The 22,181-nt window shown below is 62.2% G+C and carries 25 protein-coding genes and 1 pseudogene; 13 read left to right on the top strand and 13 right to left on the bottom strand.

Annotated elements, in window-relative coordinates; all coding sequences use genetic code 11:
* Window positions 1-208 precede the first annotated feature (208 nt).
* Complete coding sequence (locus JNA92_RS22320; RefSeq protein ID WP_012312067.1) at window positions 209-490, bottom strand: YheV family putative zinc ribbon protein; 282 nt, start codon at window positions 488-490, stop codon at window positions 209-211.
* Complete coding sequence (gene prlC, locus JNA92_RS22315; RefSeq protein ID WP_241806691.1) at window positions 487-2,574, bottom strand: oligopeptidase A; 2,088 nt, start codon at window positions 2,572-2,574, stop codon at window positions 487-489. Before prlC ends, JNA92_RS22320 begins: the two co-directional genes overlap by 4 nt.
* A 66-nt stretch (window positions 2,575-2,640) precedes the next feature.
* Between prlC and JNA92_RS22310 the strand changes: the two genes are divergently transcribed.
* Both JNA92_RS22310 and JNA92_RS22305 read left to right on the top strand, forming a co-directional pair.
* Window positions 2,641-3,189: a gamma carbonic anhydrase family protein gene (locus JNA92_RS22310; RefSeq protein ID WP_039603776.1), complete on the top strand. Its 549-nt coding sequence runs from the start codon at window positions 2,641-2,643 to the stop codon at window positions 3,187-3,189.
* Window positions 3,190-3,209: 20 nt separating this feature from the next.
* Complete coding sequence (locus JNA92_RS22305; protein ID WP_241806760.1) at window positions 3,210-3,860, top strand: HAD family hydrolase; 651 nt, start codon at window positions 3,210-3,212, stop codon at window positions 3,858-3,860.
* A 56-nt stretch (window positions 3,861-3,916) separates the two neighbouring features.
* Here JNA92_RS22305 and JNA92_RS22300 read toward each other — a convergent pair whose 3' ends face one another.
* Window positions 3,917-4,990, bottom strand: a complete 1,074-nt coding sequence (locus JNA92_RS22300) for an aminopeptidase (RefSeq protein ID WP_241806690.1) — start codon at window positions 4,988-4,990, stop codon at window positions 3,917-3,919.
* Between the two features lie 84 nt (window positions 4,991-5,074).
* Here JNA92_RS22300 and JNA92_RS22295 point away from each other — a divergent pair, with 84 nt between their 5' ends.
* Window positions 5,075-5,488 (top strand): hypothetical protein, encoded by a 414-nt coding sequence (locus JNA92_RS22295; protein ID WP_241806689.1) that lies wholly within the window; start codon window positions 5,075-5,077, stop codon window positions 5,486-5,488.
* Between the two features lie 55 nt (window positions 5,489-5,543).
* The gene (locus JNA92_RS22290; RefSeq protein WP_012312061.1) at window positions 5,544-5,957 is read left to right on the top strand and encodes a hypothetical protein; all 414 of its coding nucleotides are present in this window, start codon (window positions 5,544-5,546) and stop codon (window positions 5,955-5,957) included.
* A gap of 39 nt (window positions 5,958-5,996) precedes the next feature.
* Here the strand turns inward: JNA92_RS22290 and JNA92_RS22285 are convergent, their stop codons facing one another.
* Window positions 5,997-6,227, bottom strand: a complete 231-nt coding sequence (locus JNA92_RS22285) for a DUF1161 domain-containing protein (RefSeq protein WP_241806688.1) — start codon at window positions 6,225-6,227, stop codon at window positions 5,997-5,999.
* A 73-nt stretch (window positions 6,228-6,300) separates the two neighbouring features.
* Window positions 6,301-6,726 (bottom strand): OsmC family protein, encoded by a 426-nt coding sequence (locus JNA92_RS22280; RefSeq protein WP_241806687.1) that lies wholly within the window; start codon window positions 6,724-6,726, stop codon window positions 6,301-6,303.
* Between the two features lie 154 nt (window positions 6,727-6,880).
* Between JNA92_RS22280 and JNA92_RS22275 the strand changes: the two genes are divergently transcribed.
* Entirely contained in the window at window positions 6,881-7,885 is a 1,005-nt protein-coding gene (locus tag JNA92_RS22275; protein ID WP_241806686.1) for an LLM class flavin-dependent oxidoreductase, read from the top strand.
* A gap of 97 nt (window positions 7,886-7,982) precedes the next feature.
* On the opposite strand, the gene JNA92_RS22270 is transcribed toward JNA92_RS22275, so the two are convergent.
* Together JNA92_RS22270 and JNA92_RS22265 are read right to left on the bottom strand one after the other, a co-directional pair.
* Window positions 7,983-8,204 (bottom strand): DUF1161 domain-containing protein, encoded by a 222-nt coding sequence (locus JNA92_RS22270; protein WP_241806685.1) that lies wholly within the window; start codon window positions 8,202-8,204, stop codon window positions 7,983-7,985.
* Window positions 8,205-8,306: 102 nt separating this feature from the next.
* Window positions 8,307-8,522 (bottom strand): dodecin, encoded by a 216-nt coding sequence (locus JNA92_RS22265; RefSeq protein ID WP_241806684.1) that lies wholly within the window; start codon window positions 8,520-8,522, stop codon window positions 8,307-8,309.
* Between the two features lie 149 nt (window positions 8,523-8,671).
* Here JNA92_RS22265 and JNA92_RS22260 point away from each other — a divergent pair, with 149 nt between their 5' ends.
* Window positions 8,672-8,995 carry a DUF883 family protein gene (locus JNA92_RS22260; protein WP_012312055.1) on the top strand — a complete coding sequence of 108 codons (324 nt, stop codon included), beginning with the start codon at window positions 8,672-8,674 and terminating at the stop codon, window positions 8,993-8,995.
* Here JNA92_RS22260 and JNA92_RS22255 read toward each other — a convergent pair.
* Window positions 8,992-9,888, bottom strand: coding sequence for a LysR family transcriptional regulator (locus JNA92_RS22255; RefSeq protein ID WP_241806683.1), 897 nt, complete (start codon window positions 9,886-9,888; stop codon window positions 8,992-8,994). The genes JNA92_RS22260 and JNA92_RS22255 overlap by 4 nt on opposite strands.
* A 110-nt stretch (window positions 9,889-9,998) precedes the next feature.
* Here JNA92_RS22255 and trpB point away from each other — a divergent pair, with 110 nt between their 5' ends.
* Together trpB and trpA are read left to right on the top strand one after the other, a co-directional pair.
* Complete coding sequence (trpB, locus tag JNA92_RS22250; protein WP_241806682.1) at window positions 9,999-11,216, top strand: tryptophan synthase subunit beta; 1,218 nt, start codon at window positions 9,999-10,001, stop codon at window positions 11,214-11,216.
* On the top strand, window positions 11,213-12,022 hold the full coding sequence (gene trpA / locus JNA92_RS22245; RefSeq protein WP_241806681.1) for a tryptophan synthase subunit alpha: 810 nt from the start codon (window positions 11,213-11,215) through the stop codon (window positions 12,020-12,022). Before trpB ends, trpA begins: the two co-directional genes overlap by 4 nt.
* A gap of 48 nt (window positions 12,023-12,070) precedes the next feature.
* On the opposite strand, the gene JNA92_RS22240 is transcribed toward trpA, so the two are convergent.
* Window positions 12,071-12,403, bottom strand: a complete 333-nt coding sequence (locus JNA92_RS22240) for a DOPA 4,5-dioxygenase family protein (protein WP_241806680.1) — start codon at window positions 12,401-12,403, stop codon at window positions 12,071-12,073.
* A gap of 53 nt (window positions 12,404-12,456) precedes the next feature.
* On the opposite strand from JNA92_RS22240, the gene JNA92_RS22235 reads away from it, so the two are divergent.
* On the top strand, window positions 12,457-13,005 hold the full coding sequence (locus tag JNA92_RS22235) for an NAD(P)-dependent oxidoreductase (RefSeq protein WP_241806679.1): 549 nt from the start codon (window positions 12,457-12,459) through the stop codon (window positions 13,003-13,005).
* A 94-nt stretch (window positions 13,006-13,099) separates the two neighbouring features.
* Here JNA92_RS22235 and JNA92_RS22230 read toward each other — a convergent pair whose 3' ends face one another.
* On the bottom strand, window positions 13,100-13,999 hold the full coding sequence (locus JNA92_RS22230) for a choline sulfate utilization transcriptional regulator (protein WP_241806678.1): 900 nt from the start codon (window positions 13,997-13,999) through the stop codon (window positions 13,100-13,102).
* A 109-nt stretch (window positions 14,000-14,108) separates the two neighbouring features.
* On the opposite strand from JNA92_RS22230, the gene betC reads away from it, so the two are divergent.
* The 3 genes from betC to JNA92_RS22215 all read left to right on the top strand — a co-directional run bounded on the left by betC (window position 14,109) and on the right by JNA92_RS22215 (window position 18,266).
* Window positions 14,109-15,626, top strand: a complete 1,518-nt coding sequence (gene betC, locus JNA92_RS22225) for a choline-sulfatase (RefSeq protein WP_241806677.1) — start codon at window positions 14,109-14,111, stop codon at window positions 15,624-15,626.
* Window positions 15,627-15,640: 14 nt separating this feature from the next.
* Window positions 15,641-16,564 (top strand): choline ABC transporter substrate-binding protein, encoded by a 924-nt coding sequence (gene choX, locus JNA92_RS22220; RefSeq protein WP_241806676.1) that lies wholly within the window; start codon window positions 15,641-15,643, stop codon window positions 16,562-16,564.
* A 136-nt stretch (window positions 16,565-16,700) separates the two neighbouring features.
* Window positions 16,701-18,266: a SulP family inorganic anion transporter gene (locus JNA92_RS22215; RefSeq protein ID WP_241806675.1), complete on the top strand. Its 1,566-nt coding sequence runs from the start codon at window positions 16,701-16,703 to the stop codon at window positions 18,264-18,266.
* Window positions 18,267-18,297: 31 nt separating this feature from the next.
* Here JNA92_RS22215 and aroE read toward each other — a convergent pair whose 3' ends face one another.
* Together aroE and hemF are read right to left on the bottom strand one after the other, a co-directional pair.
* Window positions 18,298-19,122 carry a shikimate dehydrogenase gene (aroE, locus tag JNA92_RS22210; protein WP_241806674.1) on the bottom strand — a complete coding sequence of 275 codons (825 nt, stop codon included), beginning with the start codon at window positions 19,120-19,122 and terminating at the stop codon, window positions 18,298-18,300.
* Between the two features lie 25 nt (window positions 19,123-19,147).
* Complete coding sequence (hemF, locus tag JNA92_RS22205) at window positions 19,148-20,059, bottom strand: oxygen-dependent coproporphyrinogen oxidase (protein WP_241806673.1); 912 nt, start codon at window positions 20,057-20,059, stop codon at window positions 19,148-19,150.
* A gap of 134 nt (window positions 20,060-20,193) precedes the next feature.
* Here hemF and JNA92_RS22200 point away from each other — a divergent pair, with 134 nt between their 5' ends.
* Entirely contained in the window at window positions 20,194-21,171 is a 978-nt protein-coding gene (locus JNA92_RS22200) for an NADPH:quinone reductase (protein ID WP_241806672.1), read from the top strand.
* 193 nt (window positions 21,172-21,364) lie between these two features.
* Here JNA92_RS22200 and JNA92_RS22195 read toward each other — a convergent pair.
* Window positions 21,365-21,592: pseudogene (locus JNA92_RS22195) on the bottom strand (type II toxin-antitoxin system Phd/YefM family antitoxin); the annotation flags it as partial.
* Window positions 21,593-22,181: the final 589 nt, after the last annotated feature.

The raw sequence follows: 22,181 nt of genomic DNA, 5'->3' as shown, positions 1-22,181 counted from the left end.
AAACCCTATACTGTATAGATGAACAGTATAGGGGCAAGGCTCAACTTGCCAGCACCTCTGGTCAGGCCAGCCCGTGCCAACTCAGGTAGGTGGCATGGCTTGGGGTGCGGCCAATATTGCCTGCCTCATGGGCGAGCGGGCGAGCATGCCTGCCTGGCGGAGCGGTAGAGCCTTGATCTTCTACCACCCCGACACAGGCGGGCGAGCCTTAGTCAGCCGGTTTCTTCAGCTTGGGATTGGGGAAGAACTGCACCGTCTGTACCTTGGCCGGCGCCGCCTTGGGCGCCAAGTGGTTGACCCGCGTCCCCAGCTCCTTGGGTACCGACAGCCCCTGTTCATTCAAGGTGTCGGTGAAGCCGCAGGCCACGCACTCTCGGTGCGGCACGTCGTCTTCGCTCCACATCATCAACTTGTCCGGCTCGCTGCACGCCGGGCAGACCGCCCCAGCGATGAAGCGCTTCTTGGTCTTGTTCACAGCTACCTCGCTCATGCCGCCGCGTCCTCGCTCAGCCCGCAGTGGCGCAGCAATGCATCAATGGAAGGCTCACGGCCACGGAAGTCGACGAACAGCACCATCGGCTCGCGCGAGCCGCCTCGGGCCAGAATGGCCTCGCGGAAGGCGCGGCCTGTCTCGGCGTTGAGCACGCCTTCTTCCTCGAACCGTGAGAAGGCATCAGCCGACAGTACTTCGGCCCATTTGTAGCTGTAGTAGCCCGCCGCGTAACCGCCCGCGAAGATGTGCGCAAAGCTGTTCGGGAAGCGGTTGTACGCCGGTGGGCGCATGACCGTCACCTCGTCGCGCACGCCTTCAAGCACCTGCAGCACACTGCGGCCATCGCCGTGGCTGGCGTGCAGCTCGAAGTCGAACAACGAGAACTCCAGCTGGCGCACCATCATCATGCCGGACTGGAAGTTCTTCGCCGCCAGCATCTTGTCCAGCAGGTCCTGGGGCAGGGCAGCCCCCGTTTCGTAATGGCCGGAAATCAGTGCAAGGCCTTCCGGCTCCCAGCACCAGTTTTCCATGAACTGGCTCGGCAACTCGACTGCATCCCAAGCCACGCCATTGATGCCCGACACGCCAGCATGCTCGATACGGGTCAGCAGGTGGTGCAGGCCGTGGCCAAATTCGTGGAACAGGGTTGTCACTTCATCGTGGGTCAGCAACGCAGGCTTGCCAGGCGCAGCGGGCGTGAAGTTGCACACCAGGTTGGCCACCGGGCTTTGCAGCTCACCACCCGCGGTACGGCGGCGGTCGCGGGCACCATCCATCCAGGCACCGCCACGCTTGTTGGCGCGGGCATAGAGGTCGAAGAAGAAGCGGCCGACGTGCTGGCCGTTTTCCTTGATCTCGAACAGGCGTACGTCCGGGTGCCAGGTATCAAAGCCTTTGAGCTCGGCGATTTCGATGCCGTACAGGCGCTGGACGATGCTGAACAGGCCGGACAGTACCTTGTCGATCGGGAAGTAGGCGCGCAAGGTTTCCTGGGACACGCTGTAGCGCTGCTCGCGCAGCTTTTCACCGAAGTAGCCGGCGTCCCAACTGGCCAGCTCGGGGCAACCTTGCTCGGCAGCATAGGCCTTGAGCTGCTCCAGGTCCTGCACGGCGAACGGCTTGGAACGCTTGGCCAGGTCGCGCAGGAAGCTCAGCACCTGGTCGCTGGACTCAGCCATCTTGGTGGCCAGGCTCAGCTCGGCGTAGTTCTTGTAGCCCAGCAGCCCGGCCAGTTCCTGGCGCAGGTCGAGGATCTCGCGCATCACCGGGCCGTTGTCGAACTGGCCGGCATTCGGGCCCTGGTCAGAGGCGCGCGTGCAGTAGGCGGCGTACAGCTCTTCACGCAGGGCGCGGTCACTGGCGTAGGTCATCACCGCATAGTAGCTGGGGAATTCCAGAGTGATCAGCCAGCCATCGAGGCCTTTGGCCTGGGCGGCAGCCGCCATCTGCGCCTTGGCCGAATCGGTCAGGCCGGCAAGCGCGGCTTCGTCGGTAACGTGCTTGGTCCAGGCCTGGGTGGCGTCGAGCAATTGGTTGGAGAAGCGGCTGCCCAATTCGCTGAGCTTGCTCTGCACTTCGGCGTAACGCTGCTGCTGGGCAGGTGGCAGGTCGATGCCCGACAGACGGAAGTCGCGCAGTGCATGCTCGAGGATGGTTTTTTGCGCCACATCGAAACCTGCGGCCTCAGGGCTGTTGACCAGAGCCTCATAGGCCTCGAACAGCGCGCGGTTCTGGCCCAGTTCGGTAGAGTAGGCACTGAGCGCCGGCAGGCAGGACTCGTAGGCCTCACGCAGCTCTTTGCTGTTGCACACCGCATTGAGGTGGCTGACCGGGCTCCAGGCAGCGCCCAGGCGGTCGTTGAGCTCGTCCATGGCCAGCACCAGGCCGGCCCAGGTGGGGTTCTTGCCTTGCTTTTCGAGGATCTGGGCAATGGCTTTACGGTTATCGGCCAGGATCTCTTCGATCGCCGGCAGCACGTGTTCGGCACGGATCGCCGAGAAGGGCGGCAGATCATAAGACTGCAGAAGCGGGTTGTTCGCACTCACGGTTTGGCTACCTTGGCAGAAGAAACACTGCCCCATCTTAATTACAATCGACGCCGACCGCAGCAGGCAGCCTGCCTATCGGCACAGATGAGAGACCCTATCATGGCCATTCGTAGCTTCCAGCAACACACTCCGAAAGTTGGGCCACGGGCCTTCGTCGACCGCTCGGCGGTAGTGCTGGGCGATGTGGAAATCGGTGAAGACAGCTCTGTTTGGCCGTTGACGGTGATTCGCGGCGACATGCACCGCATCCGCATCGGTGCAAGGACCAGCGTGCAGGACGCCAGTGTGCTGCACATTACCCACGCCGGCCCGTTCAACCCGGACGGCTTCCCGCTGATCATCGGCGACGAAGTGACCATCGGCCACAAAGTCATGCTGCATGGCTGTACCCTGGGCAACCGCATTCTGGTCGGTATGGGCAGCACGATCATGGATGGCGCCATCGTCGAAGACGAGGTGATCATCGGCGCCGGAAGCCTGGTGCCGCCGGGCAAGCGTCTGGAGAGCGGCTACCTGTACGTGGGTAGCCCGGTAAAGCAGGCACGGCCACTGACCGACAAGGAACGTGCCTTTTTCCCTTATAGCGCCGGTAACTACGTGAAGCTCAAGGACCAGCACCTGGCCGAAGGCTACGACCGCCCGGAATGAACCTGACCACCGAGACCACCATGCACCAGCAGAATATCCTTTTCGACCTTGACGGCACCCTGACCGACCCGCGCCTGGGCATTACCCGTTCGATCCAGTACGCCCTGGCCAAACTGGGCATCGACGAGCCAGACCTGGCGCGGCTCGAGCACTTCATTGGCCCACCCCTGCTGCAGGCCTTCATGCAGTTCTACAGCTTCGATGAAGCCAAGGCGTGGGAGGCGGTGAATTTTTACCGGGAGCGCTTCCGGGTCACCGGCCTCTACGAAAACCTGGTCTTCGAAGGCGTGCCGGAACTGCTCCAGGACCTGAACCGTCAGGGCCGTACGCTGTACATCGCAACGTCCAAGCCTTGGGAGTTCGCCCGTGAGATCGCCAGGCACTTTGCCTTCGATCATCACTTCAAGGTGATTTACGGCAGCGAACTGGACGGCACCCGCACCAACAAGGTCGAGCTGATTCGCCACCTGCTGGACGAGGAAGGACTGGACCCGGCGCAGACCCTGATGATCGGCGATCGCAAGCACGACCTGATCGGGGCGCGCAGCAATGGGGTGCAGGCAGTGGCAGTGGGGTACGGGTTCGGCAGCGACGAAGAATTGAAGGCCCACACGCCTGATTTCCACTACGCCACCTTGGCTGAGATGCATCAGGCGTTCATCAAGGCCTGAGCGCGCGTGTAGCTAGCCGGCTTGCCGGCGATGGGCCGCATAGCGGCCCCCAGCGTTCACTGACCCGCCACCAATCGAGCCAACCTCGCCTTGCGCTGTTCGCCCGGCAACCGTCCCAGCGCTTCTACCTTCTCGTAAAACCGGGCCCAATCCCCCCCAACCTCACGGAACACCGCCGCAAACGCCGGCACCCATTGGTCATACAGCCCGAACGGCAACAGCTTGGCATTGCTCATCGGCCCATACATCCAGGCGTCATAGCGCTTGTCCCCAGCCCACTGGCTATCTCGTACCTGGCGATACTCACGCCTCAAGCGCTCGAACTCTGCCTGCTTGGCCGCACGTTTGTGGGTGTCATCCAGCGGCCCGGCATAGATCGCCTGCAGCCGCTCGCGACTGGCCAGAATCAGCCGTATGAACTGGTCACGCTGCAGGCTCTGCTCACCCTGATTCGCTTCAAGCCCACGGGCGGCGCGCCATTGCCGCGATCCTTCGTGCTCGACGAACGTGGCGAAGGACTCGTTGAACGCCGTGTCGCCCTGCACGTACACGCGCTGATGCGCCAGTTCGTGGAAGATCAACGCGGCCAGGCGCTCATCGCCCCAGCCGACCATCGATGACAGGATCGGGTCGTCGAACCAGCCAAGCGTCGAATAGGCTTCGACACCGGCCACATAGACATCCATGCCCGCCTGGCGCATCACCGCCGCCGCGCCGCGGGCTGCACCCTGTTGGTAATAGCCGCGGTAGGCGACGCAACCGGCCACAGGGAAACAGTGCGTCACCGGCTGCAGCGAGAGCTCAGGCGTAGCGAACACATTCCACACCACATAGGACCGCCCGAGGTCGGCATACACCCGGTAGCTACCATTGTCCGGCAGGCCCAGTTGCTTGCTGGCGAACAGCCGCGCCTGCTCGGCGTGTTGCAGGCGGGCCCGCAACTGCGGGCTGCTGGCCGGGTCGGCGAGTACCTGCTCCACCGGCTGACGTGCACGCAACAGTTGCCATTGACCATCGGCCAACTGCCCGTAATAGGCAAGGCTGCTGCAACCACTCAGCAGAAAGGCGCCCAGCACTGGAACCAAAGTGCTGAAAACGCGGTCGAGTGGCCCAGGGCCTGAGCGCTTCAAAAGAAAAAACCAGACCATCTTGGACTATCCATTCGCTCACGGCCGATGCACTCCAAGACTATCTCGCCAAGGGGGAGTTTCGCCATGCGTGCACTGTTCGTCGCCGGCTCATTGTTGCTGACGTCTGCCTGTTCGACCCTGCCAGACCCGGACCCGAACCAAGCGTGGATCGACCTCACCCCACATGACCAGAGTTCGCTGCACGCGGTGCAGGTGGATGAGCGCGATTGGGCTGACACCCGTTATTTCGAGGTCCAGCCCGGTAGCCACGAGCTGACCGTGCGCTACCAGTTCCCGGTCACACCCAGCAATATCGGCCCCGTCGAGGCACCGTTGTGGCGCGACTGCCAGCTCAACTTGACCTTCAAGGACTTCAGCGCCGGCCAGCGTTATAGCCTGCAGGCAGGCAGCATAGGCTTCCGGCCCTGGATCAAGCTCTATGACCACCAGCAAAAACTGGTCGGCCAAGGCCTGCCGGCGGGCTGCCAACGCACCTGAAGCCTACAAACGGCGCTATGCTTGTAACTTGTGAATCGCAAGTGGGAGTTTCACCATGCGCCAGCCCATGATGCTGATGGCCCTCAGTGCATTGGGGGCATGCGCCAGCCCCTTGCCCCCCGTAGACCCTAAGCAAGCCTGGGTCGACCTCTACACCATCACGCCCGGCCGAGTCATCATGGCGGACAAGCTCGATGGCAAGCGCCTTGAGGACGGCCGTTACTTCCAGGTCACACCTGGCAAGCACGAACTGGTGGTGCGCTTCGATTATGAAATTTACGGGGGCGGCATGATGAGCCAGCCCAGGGATCGGACGTGTTACCTGACCGTGCGCTTCGACGATTTCAAGGCAGGCGAACGTTACCGTCTGGAGGCGCGGGCACCGGTAATGGAACCGCAAGTGCTCTTGTATGACGCCAGCCGCACCGTGGTGGTCAACGAGCCCAGCAATGTGTTCTGCATTCCCTGAAACCCGGGGCTGCTGTCCAGCCCCGGTTTCCATCGGTGATCATCCGTTCTTCTGATAAATGATCTTTTTGGTCCCGCCATCACAGCTGCCGACGATCATGTTCTGATCCTTGACGTCAGCGTTGGGCACGATCTCCAGCGTGTACGACGGCACACCCTGAGCCTGGATCTTGGCTTCGATCTCGGCCTTCAGTTCCTCGCACGGCTTGACCGCCGCCGAGGCAGAAGTGGCTAGCAGAGACGCCAACACGGCGATTACGACGCGTTTCATGGCACTGCTCCTGGTTAGGCAGCTGCGCTGCCGATGCTGTTTAGACTACAGCAAACCGAAGCGGTTGCGCCGCTTAGCCCACCAAGCTGGCGTCCAGGCTGATCTTCGCGTTCAGCACCTTGGACACCGGGCAGCCCGCTTTGGCCTTGTTGGCAATCTCAAGGAACTGGGCTTCGCTCGCACCAGGCACCTTGGCCTTGAGGACCAGGTGCACAGCAGTGATGGCAAAGCCGTCGGGCTGTTTGTCCAAGGTCACCTCAGCGATCGTATCGATACGGTCTGGGGTCAGGCCCGCCTCGCCAAGCATCATCGACAGCGCCATCGAGAAGCAGCCAGCATGAGCCGCGCCGATCAACTCCTCTGGGTTGGTGCCGGGCGAGCCCTCGAAGCGGGTGTTGAAACCATAAGGGTTCTGCTTCAGGGCGCCGCTTTCAGTCGAAATAACGCCTTTGCCGTCCTTCAGGCCACCTTGCCAGATCGCCGATGCAGTCTTTTTCATGATGCCTCCTGGTCACTCGGTTACGTATCTATGGGTTCAGAGGTCACCCACCTTCGGCAAGTTCAGATCAATCGCACCGCAAGCATTGAATCTTCCGAATGTGCCCATACAGAGTTAGAAAGGCCTTCGGCCAATCACTTTTGCGGAGGCTCGAATGACGCAGCTGCGTGACCTGAAAATTTCCACCCTCGACCTGGTGCCTGTGCGGGCCGACTCGGGCCCTGCGCAAGCGTTGCGTAATTCGCTGGACCTGGCGCAGCACGTCGAGCGGTTCGGCTATAACCGTTTCTGGGTCGCTGAACACCACAACATGGACGGCATCGCCAGCTCCGCGACCTCCGTACTGATCGGCTACCTGGCGGGGGGTACTTCAACCATCCGTGTCGGCTCCGGTGGCGTCATGCTGCCCAACCATGCCCCCTTGGTCATCGCCGAACAGTTCGGCACGTTGGCCAGCCTTTATCCAGGGCGTATCGACCTTGGGCTGGGCCGTGCGCCGGGCGCCGACCAGATGACCGCACGCGCCCTGCGTCGCGAGCGTTCGGGCAGCGCCGATGATTTCCCGGACGATGTCGAAGAATTGTCGCGCTACCTTGGCCCGCGCACAGATGATCAAAAAGTGATCGCCGTCCCTGGGCACGACACCGAGGTGCCGATGTGGCTGCTCGGCTCCAGCCTGTTCAGCGCACAGCTGGCCGGCATGCGCGGCATGCCCTACGCCTTCGCCTCGCACTTCGCGCCGCGCTACATGCATGAGGCGATCCGTATCTACCGCGACCATTTCAAGCCGTCTACCACGCTGGACAAGCCCTACGTCATGTTGGGCATTCCGATGGTGGTGGCCGAAACCGACGACAAGGCCGAATTCCTGGCCACCTCGGTGTACCAGCGTATTCTTGCCTTGATACGCGGCCAGAGCCTGATGCAGCGCAAGCCAGTGCCGAGCATGGATGGCTTGTGGTTACCGCACGAGCGGGATGCGGTGGGTAGCTTCCTGGGCTTGGCGATGATCGGCAGCCCGCAGAAAGTAAGGGCCAAGGTCGAGGTGCTACTGGAGCAGACCGGGGCGGATGAGCTGATCTTTACCTGCGACCTGTACGAGCATGAGGACCGGATCAGGTCGTATGAATTGTTGGCGCAAGCCTTGAGGTCTGAGTAATCCCAAATCGCCGGCTAACCGGCGCCCACAGCACACGCCAAAGCCGCGAGGTGTTGGCAACGCTGTGGGGCCGGCTTGCTGGCGGCTAGGCCAGCGTTCAACCACGCCGGTAGACAATTTCCTTGGTGCTACCCTCACAGCTCCCCACCACCTTGCCAGCAGGGTCGCCCTTGCTGACGATCTCCAGTGTGTAGCCTTTCACACCTTTGGCATCCAGCTTCGCGGCAATCTCGGCCTTGAGCTCCTCGCAAGGCTTGCCCGCCGCCAACGCGCTACCCGCCAGCGTCATCAGGCCCACCGCCAGAATCAGTTTCTTCATCACTCGCTTTCCTTGTGCAGATGAAAATGGCAAAGGGCGCCGGCAAAGGCGCCCTTGTCTGTATAACGCCATCACGCCGGCCTTAGCCAGCCCGCCACTGTTTCAACTATTGGCGATGCGGAAGCCCACTTTGAGCGTGACCTGAAAGTGCGCCACCTTGTTGCCTTCGATGTGGCCGCGGGTGTCGATCACTTCGAACCATTCCAGATGCTTGATGCTCTTGGCCGCTTCGGCCAACGCATTGTTGATGGCGTCTTCGATGCTGGTGGTCGATGAACCTACCAGCTCGATCTTCTTGTAAGTGTGATGATCGGTCATGAGCGCTCTCCGTGGGTGACAGTGAATTGAGCCTAGCAGCGCAGGCCTGGTTTACCTGCGAGCCGTCAGCCTTGGCGAAAGTTCGATCGCACTTTCGCTGCGGGGCGCAGTCGCAATCCATACAGTCCATACTGCAAAGGAGAGTCACCATGCACCGCAATTCGCTGCGTAAAACATCCCTGGAAAGCATGGAAGCGGAAATCGAAAGCCTCCTGAAGAGTCTGGAGAGCCTCAAGCATGATGCCTCGGAGGAGTCACAGAAGTCCGTGAAGGCAATCCGCAGCAACGCCGAAAGCGCACTGAAGCACTCGCGCAGCCTGCTTAGCGATGCTTACGAGGAAGTGAAGACCCGCACCCGCCAGACCGGTATCGCCACTCGTGACTACGCTCAGGAGCACCCGGTGACCACTGCCGGTGTAGCCATCGGCGCGCTCGGCCTGCTCGCGGCCTACCTGCTGTACCGCCGCAACTAACCTGCCTGCCGCTCCAGTTCACGGCGCAGCCACTGCGCCAGTTGCTCGGCGCGCCCGTCTGCGGCGCGCCGCGGCACCCACAGCGCCAGTGCCGCTGCTGTAGGGGAAAAGCCCCACGGTGCACTGAGCCGCCCTGCACGCAAGTCATCCGCCACTAACGGCTGCGGTGCGATAGCCACGCCAAGCCCTGCCACAGCCGCTTCCAGCAGGTAATACAAGTGCTCGAAGGCCTGCCCATACTGCAACGCAGCCCGATCCAACCCCTGTTGTTCGGCCCAGGTCGGCCACGCCTGCGGGCGTGAGGTGGTATGCAGCAAGGCTTCGTCCAGCAGCGCTACAGCGGGTGCACTGCGTAACCGCTCGAAACCGGTAAAGAGTGGGCTCAGCACCGGCCCGATACGCTCCTCGGCCAGGACATGTACCTGCATATCCACAGGCCAAGGGGGTTCGGCATACACCAGCAGCGCATCGAGCCCCGGCCGGCGTGGGTCAAGGTCGCCTTCGCCCGCTGATAAGTGCAGGCGCAACTCTGGCAGGTCCGCCTTCAGGCGCCCAAGCCGGGGAATGAACCATCGCGCCAGCAGGCTTCCCGAGCACCCCAGCACGAACGGTGCCTCGCTGACATCCCGGCTGAGTTCGCCGCATACGCTGCGCAGCCTGTCGAACGCTTCGCCACTGGCATCACGCAGCCTGACGCCGGCATCTGTGAGTTTGATGCCGCGGCCGTCCTTGACGAACAAGGCCACCCCCAAGTGCTCCTCCAGCACCTTGATCTGCCGGCTCACAGCACCATGAGTGACATGCAGTGCCTCGGCAGCCTGGCTGACGCTATTGAGCCTGGCGGTGCATTCGAAGGCCCGCAGGGCGTTGAGGGGAGGGAGGTCGTGGGCCATTTGACGTGTGAGTTTTCCTGACAGGTTTACGCAATCTTATCGGTTTTCAGCCGGCCTTGCCGTGGTTAAAGTAAAGCCCATCACTCATTCATTACGCCCTGGAGCGCCCCATGACCCAGTCCCAATACCGCCCCGGCCCCGACGCCAACGGCCTGTTCGGCTCGTTCGGTGGCCGCTACGTGGCCGAAACCCTGATGCCGCTGGTGCTGGATCTGGCCCGCGAGTATGAAGCCGCCAAGGCCGACCCGAAGTTCCTCGAAGAACTGGCCTACTTCCAGCGCGACTACATCGGCCGCCCCAACCCGCTGTATTTCGCCGAGCGCCTGACCGAGCATTGCGGCGGCGCAAAGATTTTCTTCAAACGTGAAGAGCTCAACCACACCGGCGCGCACAAGGTAAACAACTGCATCGGCCAAGTGCTGCTGGCCAAGCGCATGGGCAAAAAACGCCTGATCGCTGAAACCGGCGCCGGCATGCACGGCGTGGCCACTGCCACCGTCGCTGCACGCTTCGGGCTGCCTTGCGTAATCTACATGGGCGCCACCGACATCGAGCGCCAGCAGGCCAACGTGTTCCGCATGAAGCTGCTGGGCGCCGAGATCGTCCCGGTTACAGCGGGCACTGGCACACTCAAAGACGCCATGAACGAAGCCCTGCGCGACTGGGTCACCAACGTCGACGACACCTTCTACCTGATCGGTACCGTGGCCGGCCCACACCCGTACCCGGCAATGGTCCGCGATTTCCAGTCGATCATCGGCAAAGAGACCCGCGCCCAGTTGCAAGAGAAGGAAGGCCGCCTGCCCGACAGCCTGATTGCCTGTGTTGGCGGTGGCTCCAATGCCATGGGCCTGTTCCACGAATTCCTCGAAGAACAGAGCGTCAAGATCATTGGCGTGGAAGCCGGCGGCCATGGCGTGGATACCGACAAGCATGCGGCCAGCCTCAACGGCGGCGTACCCGGCGTGCTGCACGGCAACCGTACCTACCTGCTGCAGGACGATGACGGCCAGATCACTGACGCGCACTCGATCTCGGCCGGCCTCGACTACCCGGGCATCGGCCCGGAACATGCCTACCTGCATGAAGTGAAGCGTGTGGAGTACGTCAGCATCACTGACGATGAGGCCCTCGACGCGTTCCACGCGACCTGCCGCCTGGAAGGCATCATCCCGGCCCTGGAAAGCTCGCACGCCCTGGCCGAAGCGATCAAGCGCGCGCCGAGCCTGCCCAAGGATCACCTGATGGTCATCTGCCTGTCAGGCCGTGGCGACAAAGACATGCAAACCGTGATGAACCACATGGCCGCCCAGGAGAAACAGGCATGAGCCGTCTTGAACAACGCTTTGCCGAGCTGAAAGCCGAAGGCCGCTCTGCACTGGTCACCTTCGTCACCGCCGGCGACCCTGGCTACGATGCCTCGCTGCAGATCCTCAAGGGTCTGCCGGCGGCCGGCGCCGACGTGATCGAACTGGGCATGCCGTTCACCGACCCGATGGCCGATGGCGTCGCCATTCAGCTGGCCACGCTGCGTGCGCTGGAAGCAGGCCAGAACCTGGCCAAGACCCTGAACATGGTGCGTGAATTCCGCGTCGACAACCAGGCCACACCGATCGTGCTGATGGGGTACTACAACCCGATCCACCGCTTTGGTGTAGAGCAGTTCGTTGCACAAGCCAAAGAAGCAGGTGTCGATGGCCTGATCATCGTCGACCTGCCGCCGGAGCACGATGCCGAGCTCGCGACCCCGGCCCAGGCCGCTGGCATCGACTTCATTCGCCTGACCACCCCGACCACCGACGATGCGCGCCTGCCACGGGTGCTGGAGCGCAGCTCCGGGTTCGTCTATTACGTATCGGTGGCCGGTGTGACCGGCGCCGGCTCGGCAACCACCGAGCACGTGACCGAAGCCATCGCCCGTCTGCGTCGGCACACTGACCTGCCGATCAGCGTTGGCTTCGGCATTCGTACACCAGAGCAGGCCGCAGCGATCGCGCGCCTGGCTGATGGTGTGGTGGTAGGGTCGGCGCTGGTCGACAAGATCGCCCAGGCCAAAGATGCCGATCAGGCTGTTGCCGATGTGCTGAGCCTGTGCTCTGCGCTGGCTGAAGGTGTGCGCGGCGCCCGACACTGATCCCAGTGGCTTCTTCGCGGGTCTGTCCGCGAAGAAGCCGACACATCGCTAACCGCCAAAAACCGATAACTTCAAAGGTCGCAAAGCCCCCATCCAGATCGCATGATCACGGTGATCTGCCAGCTCATCCCCGGTCAGCGGATGCAGAAACACCACCAACCCCTTGCGATACAGCGCCAACCACGGCAACACCACCCCCAACACCTGCGGCTCGAACGCCAGCTGGCAGCTCCAGTCCGGGTGCGGCCCTACCGGCTTCTCGTGCATGCGCCCCATGGTCACGGGAAACAGCCGCGCCGCCTCCTCGCACAGCGCACGAGCCTGCTCGATAGTCGATGCGTCGTAATAAACGTGGGCGTGATAGCCCTTGATCCTCTGCACGATGTCTCCTGATTGCGGTCAAACCATCACCCACCTGCGAAGGGAGCGATGCAGTGAAAAATGCCGAAACCCCAGTGTTCAAGCTGGTGCTGTTCGGGGCTGAAAGCCGCCTGGGCAGTGCCCTGATGGTCGAGTTGCTGTCACGTCAGCATGAAGTCACTGCCGTGGTCGATGACCTCAACCGCCATGCTCCGCGCCCGGGCCTGCATTTCAAGATAGGCGGGCTGGGTGATGCCAACCAGGCGGAACAGGGCGCAGCGGGGGGTTCGGCGGTGATTGCCCTGCTGTCGGCGCTGGCATCCGGTGACCTTGCCGCGCAAGGGCGGATGAGCGAAGCGTTGGTCGCCGGCCTTTCTCGCACGACTATACGCCGGGTGCTGCTGGTGGGCGATTTCGATGTGCTGGACGCGCCGGGCAAGTACACCGAAGAAGAACGTGAGTGTGTGGACCAGGTTGTAGATGCACTGCAACGCAGCCCTTTGCACTGGACGTTGATCAATGCGCCACAGCCACTGATGGACCTGGAGCGAATGGCGGCAGGGATGGCCGACATGCTTGAGCTGGACCTGCATCGGGGCGAGCATCTGAACTTCGTGACGTAAGCCGCCAGGGGCCTACAGGTAACGCACTAGCTCAAGCCAAGCCATGGGCCTGTAGGCGCTGGCTTGCCGGCGGTGGGCTGCGCAGCAGCCCGATTCACCGAGTCCGCTCACTTTCCAGCCAATCCACAAACCGCTCAATCAGCGCCCCACGCCGCTTGCGCGGCGGCAGCACCACGTAATACCCCCGCGCCGAACGCAAGCTACCCTCTAGCGGCCGGCACAACAACCCTTGCTCGACCAGCCCATCGACCAGATGCCGCCAGCCGATAGCCACGCCTTGTCCGGCAATGGCCGCCTGGACCAACAGCGTGTAGTTATCGAACCGTAACTGCCCTGGAGGCGGCGGGCTTTGAACGCCAAAGCCACGAAACACACCCGCCCAGTCGAACCAGCGGCTGGCCTGCTCGCCACGCAGATGAAGCAGTGGCAGTCGTTGCAAAGCCACAGCTGACAAGGGTTTGCCATGAGTCAGCCGAGGGCTGCAGACCGGGAATACTTCTTCATCGAACAGCCATCGGCTTTCGCCCTGGTGGAACCGACCATCACCAAACAACACCGCCACATCGATGTCCGGCCGTAACATCCCCTGGCTGCGCTCACCGGTCACCAGGCTCACGTCCACCTGTGGATAAGCTTCGTGGAACCGCTGCAATCGGGGCATCAGCCAGAACGCTGCGAAGGCGAAGTCGGTGGCCACCTGCAACACTTCGCGCTGATCCCGTCCGCTGGCTTGGGCAACGCCGTCGTCCATGGCCTGCAGGGCTTGATGCACCTGCTCGAACAATACCTGCCCGGCGTCAGTCAGCGCGATGCCGCGGTAGATACGGTCAAACAGCCGCGTGCCCAGCTGAGCCTCCAGTCGTTTGACCTGCTGGCTTACCGCCGGTTGGGTAGTGCCCAGCTCCAAAGCCGCCGCCGTGAAACCACGCAAGCGGGCAGCGGCCTCGAATACGCGCAGCGCGTCGAGTGACAGGTCGGCGAGGTGGTCAAACATAAGCGCAGCTAATCCCAGTCATTGCCCGCCATGGGCTTTACCCATGTTATCCACAGTCGCATCTTGATAGGCAAGCAGTTCGCATAACCTTCAACGATGGAATCGAACCATGACGCGACCGAATATCCTGTTCATCATGGCCGACCAGATGGCCGCCCCCATCTTGCCGATATATGGCCCCTCACCGATCCAGATGCCCCACCTGAGCCGGCTCGCCGATCAGGCGGTGGTGTTCGATTCGGCCTACTGCAACAGCCCGCTGTGCGCCCCCTCGCGCTTCACCCTGGTAAGTGGCCAACTGCCCAGCCGCATTGGCGCCTATGACAACGCCGCCGACTTCCCAGCCGATATCCCGACCTACGCCCACTACCTGCGCCGGCTTGGCTACCGCACCGCTCTGTCGGGCAAGATGCATTTCTGCGGCCCGGACCAGTTGCACGGCTACGAAGAGCGCTTGACCAGCGACATCTACCCTGCCGACTATGGCTGGGCAGTAAACTGGGACGCGCCGGACGCGCGGCCAAGCTGGTATCACAACATGTCTTCGGTATTGCAGGCCGGCCCCTGCGTGCGTACCAACCAGCTGGATTTCGATGAAGAGGTGGTGTTCAAGGCCCGTCAATACCTTTACGACCATGTGCGCGAGAACGATGGTCGGCCGTTCTGCCTGACCGTGTCCATGACTCACCCCCACGACCCGTACACCATCCCCAAGCGCTACTGGGATCGCTACGAGGGTGTGGATATCCCCATGCCACGCGCCGAGTTTGGCCAAAGCGAGCTCGATCCCCACTCACAGCGCCTGCTCAAGGTGTATGACCTGTGGAACAAGCCCCTGCCTGTGGAAAAGATCCGCGATGCACGTCGCGCCTACTTCGGCGCCTGCAGCTACATCGACGACAACATCGGCCAGCTTCTGCAGACACTGGAGGAGTGCAACCTGGCGGACGACACCTTGGTCGTTTTCTCTGGCGATCACGGCGACATGCTTGGCGAGCGCGGGCTCTGGTACAAGATGCACTGGTTCGAGATGTCGGCGCGGGTGCCGCTGCTGGTCTACGCACCCAAGCGCTTCGCCCCCGCCCGGGTCAGTGCTTCGGTATCGACCTGCGACCTGCTGCCGACGCTGGTCGAGCTTGCCGGCGGTACTGTGGATAAAAGCCTGCATCTGGATGGGCAATCACTGCTCGGCCACTTGCAAGGGCAGGGTGGCCACGACCAGGTGATCGGCGAATACATGGCCGAGGGTACCGTCGGCCCCCTGATGATGATCCGCCGCGGCCCGTACAAGTTCGTGTACAGCGAAGACGACCCGTGTTTACTCTATGACCTGAGCCGCGACCCGCACGAGCGGGAGAACCTCTCCGGCAGCCCGGACCATCAGGCGCTGCTGCAGGCATTTGTCGATGAAGCACACCAGCGCTGGGATATCCCCAGCCTGCGCCAGCAAGTGCTGGCCAGCCAGCGGCGCCGCCGCCTGGTGGCCGAAGCGCTGGCAATCGGCACACTGAAAAGCTGGGATCACCAACCACGGGTGGACGCCAGCCAACAGTACATGCGCAACCACATCGATCTCGACGACCTCGAGCGCAAGGCACGTTATCCACAGCCCGCACCCCTGGATTGAGAAGAGAAGCCGCCATGCAGAAGTTTTCCACCATCGTGTTCGCCCTGGCCATGAGCCTGGGCACCGCTACGGCTCACGCCGAAGATGCCCAATGCAGCACCGTGAGGTTGGCCGACCCCGGCTGGAGCGACATCGCCTCCACCAATGCCATCGCCCGCTTGCTTCTGCAAAGCCTGGGTTACCAGGTGAAGATCGACAGCCTGGCGGTGCCGATCATCTACGGCGGCCTCAAGGACGGTAAGGTCGATGCTTTTCTGGGCAGTTGGATGCCGGCCCAGCAGGGCTTTCATGACAAGTTCATCGCCAATGGCGACGTGCAGCAGCTGTCGCGCAACCTCGAAGGCACCGAGTTCACCCTGGCAGTGCCCGATTACGTGTGGAATGCTGGCGTGAAAAGCTTCGCCGACCTGCAAAAGCATGCCGATAAGTTCGACAAGAAGCTGTACGGAATCGGCTCGGGCGCGCCAGCCAACCTGTCGTTGAAGGAGATCATCGACAAGAATGAATTCAACCTCGGCCAATGGAAGCTGGTTGAATCGAGTGAACAAGCGATGCTGGCGCAGGTGGACCGCGCCGTTAAGAAAAACCAGTACATCACTTTCCTGGGCTGGACCCCGCACCCGATGAACGTAAAACTGAAGATGCATTACCTGACGGGCGGGGAGAAGTGGTTTGGCAGCAAGGGGGAGGTCTACACCCTGACCCGCAAAGGTTATCCACAGGCCTGCCCCAACCCTGCAAAATTGTTGGGTAACCTGAAATTCACCCTGGACATGGAAAACAGCATCATGGCTGAGGTTGTGGATAAGAAGATGAGTTTCGATGACGCGGCCAAGGCGTGGGTCAAGGCACATCCGCAATGGCTGGAAGGCTGGTTGGCGGGCGTCACAACCAAAGACGGCGGCGATGCCAAAGAGGCTGTAAAAGCTGAGTTGTAGAGGCTGGACCGACCTCATCGCCGGGGCGCCGGCTCAGCTAGAGCCGTAGGCTCGCCCTCTGTGATCCCCCTGCGGGGCCGGCTTGCCGGCGATGAGGCCAGCCAAACCAACACAAGATCCGAATACGAGAGGGATGATGATTCAGTTGACCCACCTGCTGCCCTTCTTGACCTGGCTGCCCCGTCAATCGGGCCGTAGCCTGCGCGAGGACCTGCTGGTCGGACTCAGCGGCGCCATCCTTGCCCTGCCGCAATCCATCGCCTATGCCCTGATCGCCGGCTTGCCTGCCGAATATGGTCTTTATGCGGCCATCGTGCCAGTACTGGTCGCCTGCCTGTGGGGTTCGTCCTGGTACCTGATTTGCGGACCGACCGCCGCCATCTCAATTGTCCTTTACGCCAGCATCAGCCCCTTGGCAGTGGCCGGTAGCGCCGATTACGTGACCCTCGTGCTGCTGCTGACCTTCCTCGCTGGCATCTTCCAACTGCTGCTCGGGCTGCTACGCTTCGGCGCGGTGGTCAACTTCGTCTCCCATTCGGTGGTGCTTGGCTTCACTCTGGGCGCCGCCATCGTCATTGCCCTCGGCCAATTGCCCAACCTGCTGGGGATGGATTTGCCGAGCCAGGCCACGGCATTGAAAACGGTACAAGACCTGGCAAGCCATGCTGGCGAGGTCGACTTGCCCTCCCTGATCCTGGGCTTGAGTACCGTGCTTGTCGGTGCGGCCTTCAAACTCTGGCGGCCACGCTGGCCGAGCCTGTTGATAAGCCTGATCGTGATCAGCCTGGTGGCCTGGTCGCTGCCCGGTTTCTTTGGCCATGTACCGCGCGTGCCAGCATTTTCCGGCCAGCTGCCCCCACTCAGCCCACTGCCGTTAGTGGATGTGGAGCTGATGCTGCGCCTGCTGCCCAGTGCCGTGGCGGTGGGCATGCTGGGCCTGGTGACCAGCCTGTCGATCGCCCGTTCGCTGTCGGCACGCTCCGAGCAGCTGATCGACGCCGACCAGGAAATCCGCGCCCAAGGCATGTCGAACATCGTCGGGGCATTCTTTTCCGGCTACCTGTCTTCTGGATCCTTCACCCGCTCTGGGCTCAGCTACGACGCTGGCGCCCGTTCCCCCATGGCCGGGGTGTTCTCGGCGCTGTGGGTAGCGCTGTTCGCCGTCACGGGTGCAGGGTTGATCGCACACCTGCCGATACCGGCCATGGCCGGTAGTATCCTGCTGATCTGCTGGGGCCTGGTGGACCACCGCGCAATACGCGCGCTGTTCCGGGTCAGCCGCTCCGAGTTCCTGGTCATGGCCCTGACCGCTGCCGCAACCTTGCTGCTGGAGTTGCAGACAGCGATTTACGCCGGTGTGCTGGCTTCGCTGTTCTTCTACCTCAAACGCACTTCACGGCCTCGGATTCAGCAGAGCCGCGAAGGTCAGGCCGATGTACTGCGGGTGGGTGGGTCGATCTTCTTCGGTGCGGCGCACTACCTGCAGGTGCGCCTGCAGCGTTGCCAGGGGCCGCATGTGGTGATCGATGCACGGCAGGTGAATTTCATCGATTACTCGGGTGTGGATATGTTGCACCGCGAGGCGCGGCGGTTGCGCCGGGCGGGCGGGAGTTTGACCTTGCTGCGCGCCAGGCCGCAGGTGGTCGAGGAATTGCAGAAGCTGGAAGGGGAGGCGCTTTGCCCAATTCAATTTGCGGAATGATCATTGGGGCCGCTTTGCGGCCCCCGCAATCTCAGGCCCGCGCCAGCTGCCGTCGCAACTCAGCCAACACCGGCGCCGTATCCGGCCGCACCCCACGCCAGATGAAGAACGCTTCAGCCGCCTGCTCAGCCAGCATGCCCAGCCCATCCAGCACCTTTGCTGCACCCAGCTTGCTGGCCCACTGGCAGAACGGCGTGGGCTCCTTGCCATACATCATGTCGTAGCACACGGTCCGCCCGGCCTCGACCAAGCTGTCGGCAATCGGCGGCAGCTCGCCGGACAGGCTCGCCGACGTGGCGTTGATGATCACGTCCACCGGCTCCTGCAGCCAGGCGAAACCGCTGGCCATCACCGGCCCCATCTCATCGAACTCGCGTGCCAGCTGCTCGGCCTTTTCCAGTGTGCGGTTGGCAATTACCAAGGATTGGGGCTCATGCGCCAGGATCGGCTCCAGCACGCCACGCACCGCGCCCCCAGCGCCAAGGATCAGAATACGTTTGCCAGCCAGTTCAACCCCGGCATTCACGGTGAGGTCACGCACCAGGCCGGCGCCATCAGTGTTATCGCCCCGCAGCGAGCCATCGGCCAGCTTGCTCAAGGTGTTCACCGCGCCGGCCCGTTGGGCACGCGGAGTGAGGCTGTCACACAGGCGATAGGCCTCTTCCTTGAAGGGCACGGTCACGTTGGCGCCGCTGCCTTGCTTGAAGAAGCCGCGGGCGCAGTCGCTGAATTCGTCCAGCGGCGCAAGCAGCGTGCTGTATTCCAGGTCCTGTCCGGTCTGTTCGGCGAACAGCCGGTGAATCAACGGCGACTTGCTGTGGCCGATGGGGTTACCAAACACGACGTACTGGTCCATGGGGGCTCCTCGGTTATCCACAGGCTTACTGGCCGAGCCAGTCGCGGTCCTGCAAGTAGTACTCGGTCAGGCGGGCTTCTTCGCTGCCGGGCGCTGCCTTCCAATCGTAACCCCAGCGCACTTGCGGTGGCAGCGACATCAGGATCGACTCGGTGCGGCCGCCGGACTGCAGCCCGAACAGGGTGCCCCGGTCGTAGACCAGGTTGAACTCCACATAGCGGCCGCGGCGGAACTCCTGGAATTCGCGCTGCTCGGCGGTGTAAGGCGTGGCCTTGCGACGCTGGATGATCGGCAGGTAGGCGTCGACGAAAGCATCGCCGATGGCGCGAATGAACGCGAAGCAGGTATCGAAATCCCACTCGTTCAAATCATCGAAGAACAGCCCGCCAATGCCTCGTGGTTCACCACGGTGCTTGATGTGGAAATAGCGGTCGCACCAGGCTTTGTAGCGGGGGTATACGTCTGCGCCGAAGGGCGCACAGGCCTGCTCGGCCACGCGGTGCCAGTGAATGCAGTCTTCTTCGTTGCCGTAGTACGGGGTCAGGTCGAAGCCACCGCCGAACCACCACACCGCCTCTTCGCCTTCTTTCTCGGCAATGAAGAAGCGCACGTTGGCGTGGGACGTCGGCACGTGCGGGTTGTGCGGGTGGATCACCAGCGATACGCCCAAAGCCTCGAAACCTCGGCCCGCCAGCTCGGGCCGGTGTGCACTGGCCGAAGGTGGCAGGCCAGAGCCGAACACATGAGAGAAGTTGACCCCGCCTTTTTCGATCACCTTGCCGTCGCCAATCACTCGCGTACGGCCCCCGCCACCGGCTTCGCGCACCCAGGCATCCTCGACGAAGCGGGCGCCGCCGTCCTCGGTTTCGAGGGCAGAGCAGATGCGGTCTTGCAGGTCGAGCAGGTAGGCTTTCACGGCCTCGGTGCGGCTAGTCATCGGGTCACCAGAAACGGGCAGGGAAGAATTCGCCGCGTAGCATACCACCGCAAACCTGAGCGCCGCAGTTGACGGCGATCAAGCAAAGGCGTCCGATAGAAGGCCTTTTCCGATCCCGACAACAGGAGTGCGAGATGGCCAAGCGTATCCAGTTCAGCCAGCATGGCGGCCCCGAAGTGCTGCAGCTTGTAGAGTTCGACCCGGCACCGCCGGGGCCGCAGCAAGTGCGCGTACGTAACCACGCGATCGGCTTGAACTTCATCGACACCTATTTCCGCAACGGGTTGTATGCCCCGCCTGCGCTGCCGTCGGGCCTGGGCACCGAGGGCGCCGGCGTGGTCGATGCAGTGGGCGAGGGCGTCACCCGCCTGAAAGTGGGTGACCGCGTGGCCTATGGCGGCGGCCCGCTGGGTGCCTACAGCGAGGTGCACACACTGCCGGAAGCCAACCTGGTCAAGCTGCCCGACAACATCAGCTTCGAGCAGGCGGCAGCGGTAATGCTCAAGGGCCTGACCGTGCAGTACCTGCTCAAGCAGACCTACGCCGTGCAGCCCGGCGATGTGATCCTGTTCCACGCTGCCGCCGGTGGCGTGGGCTCGCTGGCCTGCCAGTGGGCCAAGGCGCTGGGAGCCAAGCTCATCGGCACCGTGAGTTCTGCCGAGAAGGCCGAACGGGCCAAGGCGCTGGGCGCTTGGGAAACCATCGATTACAGCCACGAAGACGTGGCCAAGCGGGTGCTGGAGCTGACCGATGGCAAGAAATGCCCGGTGGTGTATGACGGCGTGGGTGCCGACACCTGGCTTACCTCGCTGGACTGCCTGCAACCGCGCGGCTTGATGGTGAGCTTTGGCAATGCCTCGGGGGCCGTGAGCGGGGTGAACCTTGGGATCCTGGCGCAGAAAGGATCGCTGTACGTCACTCGCCCGACCTTGGCGACCTATGCCAATAATGCCGAGAACACCCAGGCCATGGCCGACGACCTGTTTGCGATGATTGGCAGTGGCAAACTGGTTGTGGATATCCAGCAAAGGTATCCGCTGAGTGAGGCGGCGAAGGCGCAAGCTGAGCTGTCGGCGCGCAGGACTGTTGGGTCTACCGTTTTGTTGCCTTGAGAAGGACAGGGGATTGCACCAGGGCGACCAGGTGCTTGCCTAGAGGTGTTCAGTACCTGTGAGATCGAGCGCCGCCCGCGTGGCGCTCGATCTCACAGGCACTGAACACCCTCAGGCACCTGTCAGCGCTCACACCTTCTTCTGAGGCTGCGGACTCGACTGGTTGCCATCTACAACCAAACGCATGGGTAGCAGCTCTACCCGACCGCAGCTGATCAATGGATGCGCGCAAGCGCTTGGCATTGGCTGATGAGCCCAACAGGTACATGGTCTCCTGCATACCGTTGTTATCCTCAAGTGGAATCATAACCACCGGCTCGCCGCGCTGGCGCGTAACGATCGCAGGTTCGTGATCACGACATACATCATCCATCGTCTGCTTCAGATCGGCGCGAGCCTGGCTAAAAGTCAGTACATGCACTTCGTCAGACCCTTCCCAGGCAGGCCTGGATCAGGTTTTTTTCGGCCCAGGCAACGCTGCTGAACAGGCAATAGGCTTGATGGCTTCTGCTAATGGATCTGGCAGAGACCTGCTCAAAAAAAGTACAAACCTAGGCACACACCTCAATATCCCATGGTCGGGAAACTTGAGAATGCAAAGCATAAATTGGATGTCTTCTGATGGGCAGGTGATTGCTTTCGACAGAAACCGTAGGAAATGGTGCTTGCCCTGGTTTTTGTGGTGTTACGTAGATCGAGCGTCCTCGGCGGAAATGTTTGGGTTGACGCTGAAGAGCGGGTCATGGCCGGCGTCGCAGTGGCCAAAGGGGCGGGTGGTGGTGCAGGGTAGGGGTGGCGACTGTACGCGAGGTGGTAGACCCGGGCATTTTCCAATCCAGGCAGGCTCGAAAGCCTCCCACGCACAGCCGCCATGGACTGTCATGGAAAAAATGCATAGGGGCTACCACACCCGATCGCCAAGTTATTCGGCGACGGGTAGAGCCTAGAGACACTGGTTCCTACTGAACAGGTGATGGCAGGGGACGCGGCTCGAAGGATATTTCCCAATC

The organism is Pseudomonas putida (genome assembly GCF_022627325.1).
Lineage (GTDB): Bacteria > Pseudomonadota > Gammaproteobacteria > Pseudomonadales > Pseudomonadaceae > Aquipseudomonas > Aquipseudomonas putida_X.
The sequence above is the reverse complement of the archived record's forward strand: the minus strand, read 5'-3'. Positions and strand labels throughout refer to the sequence as shown.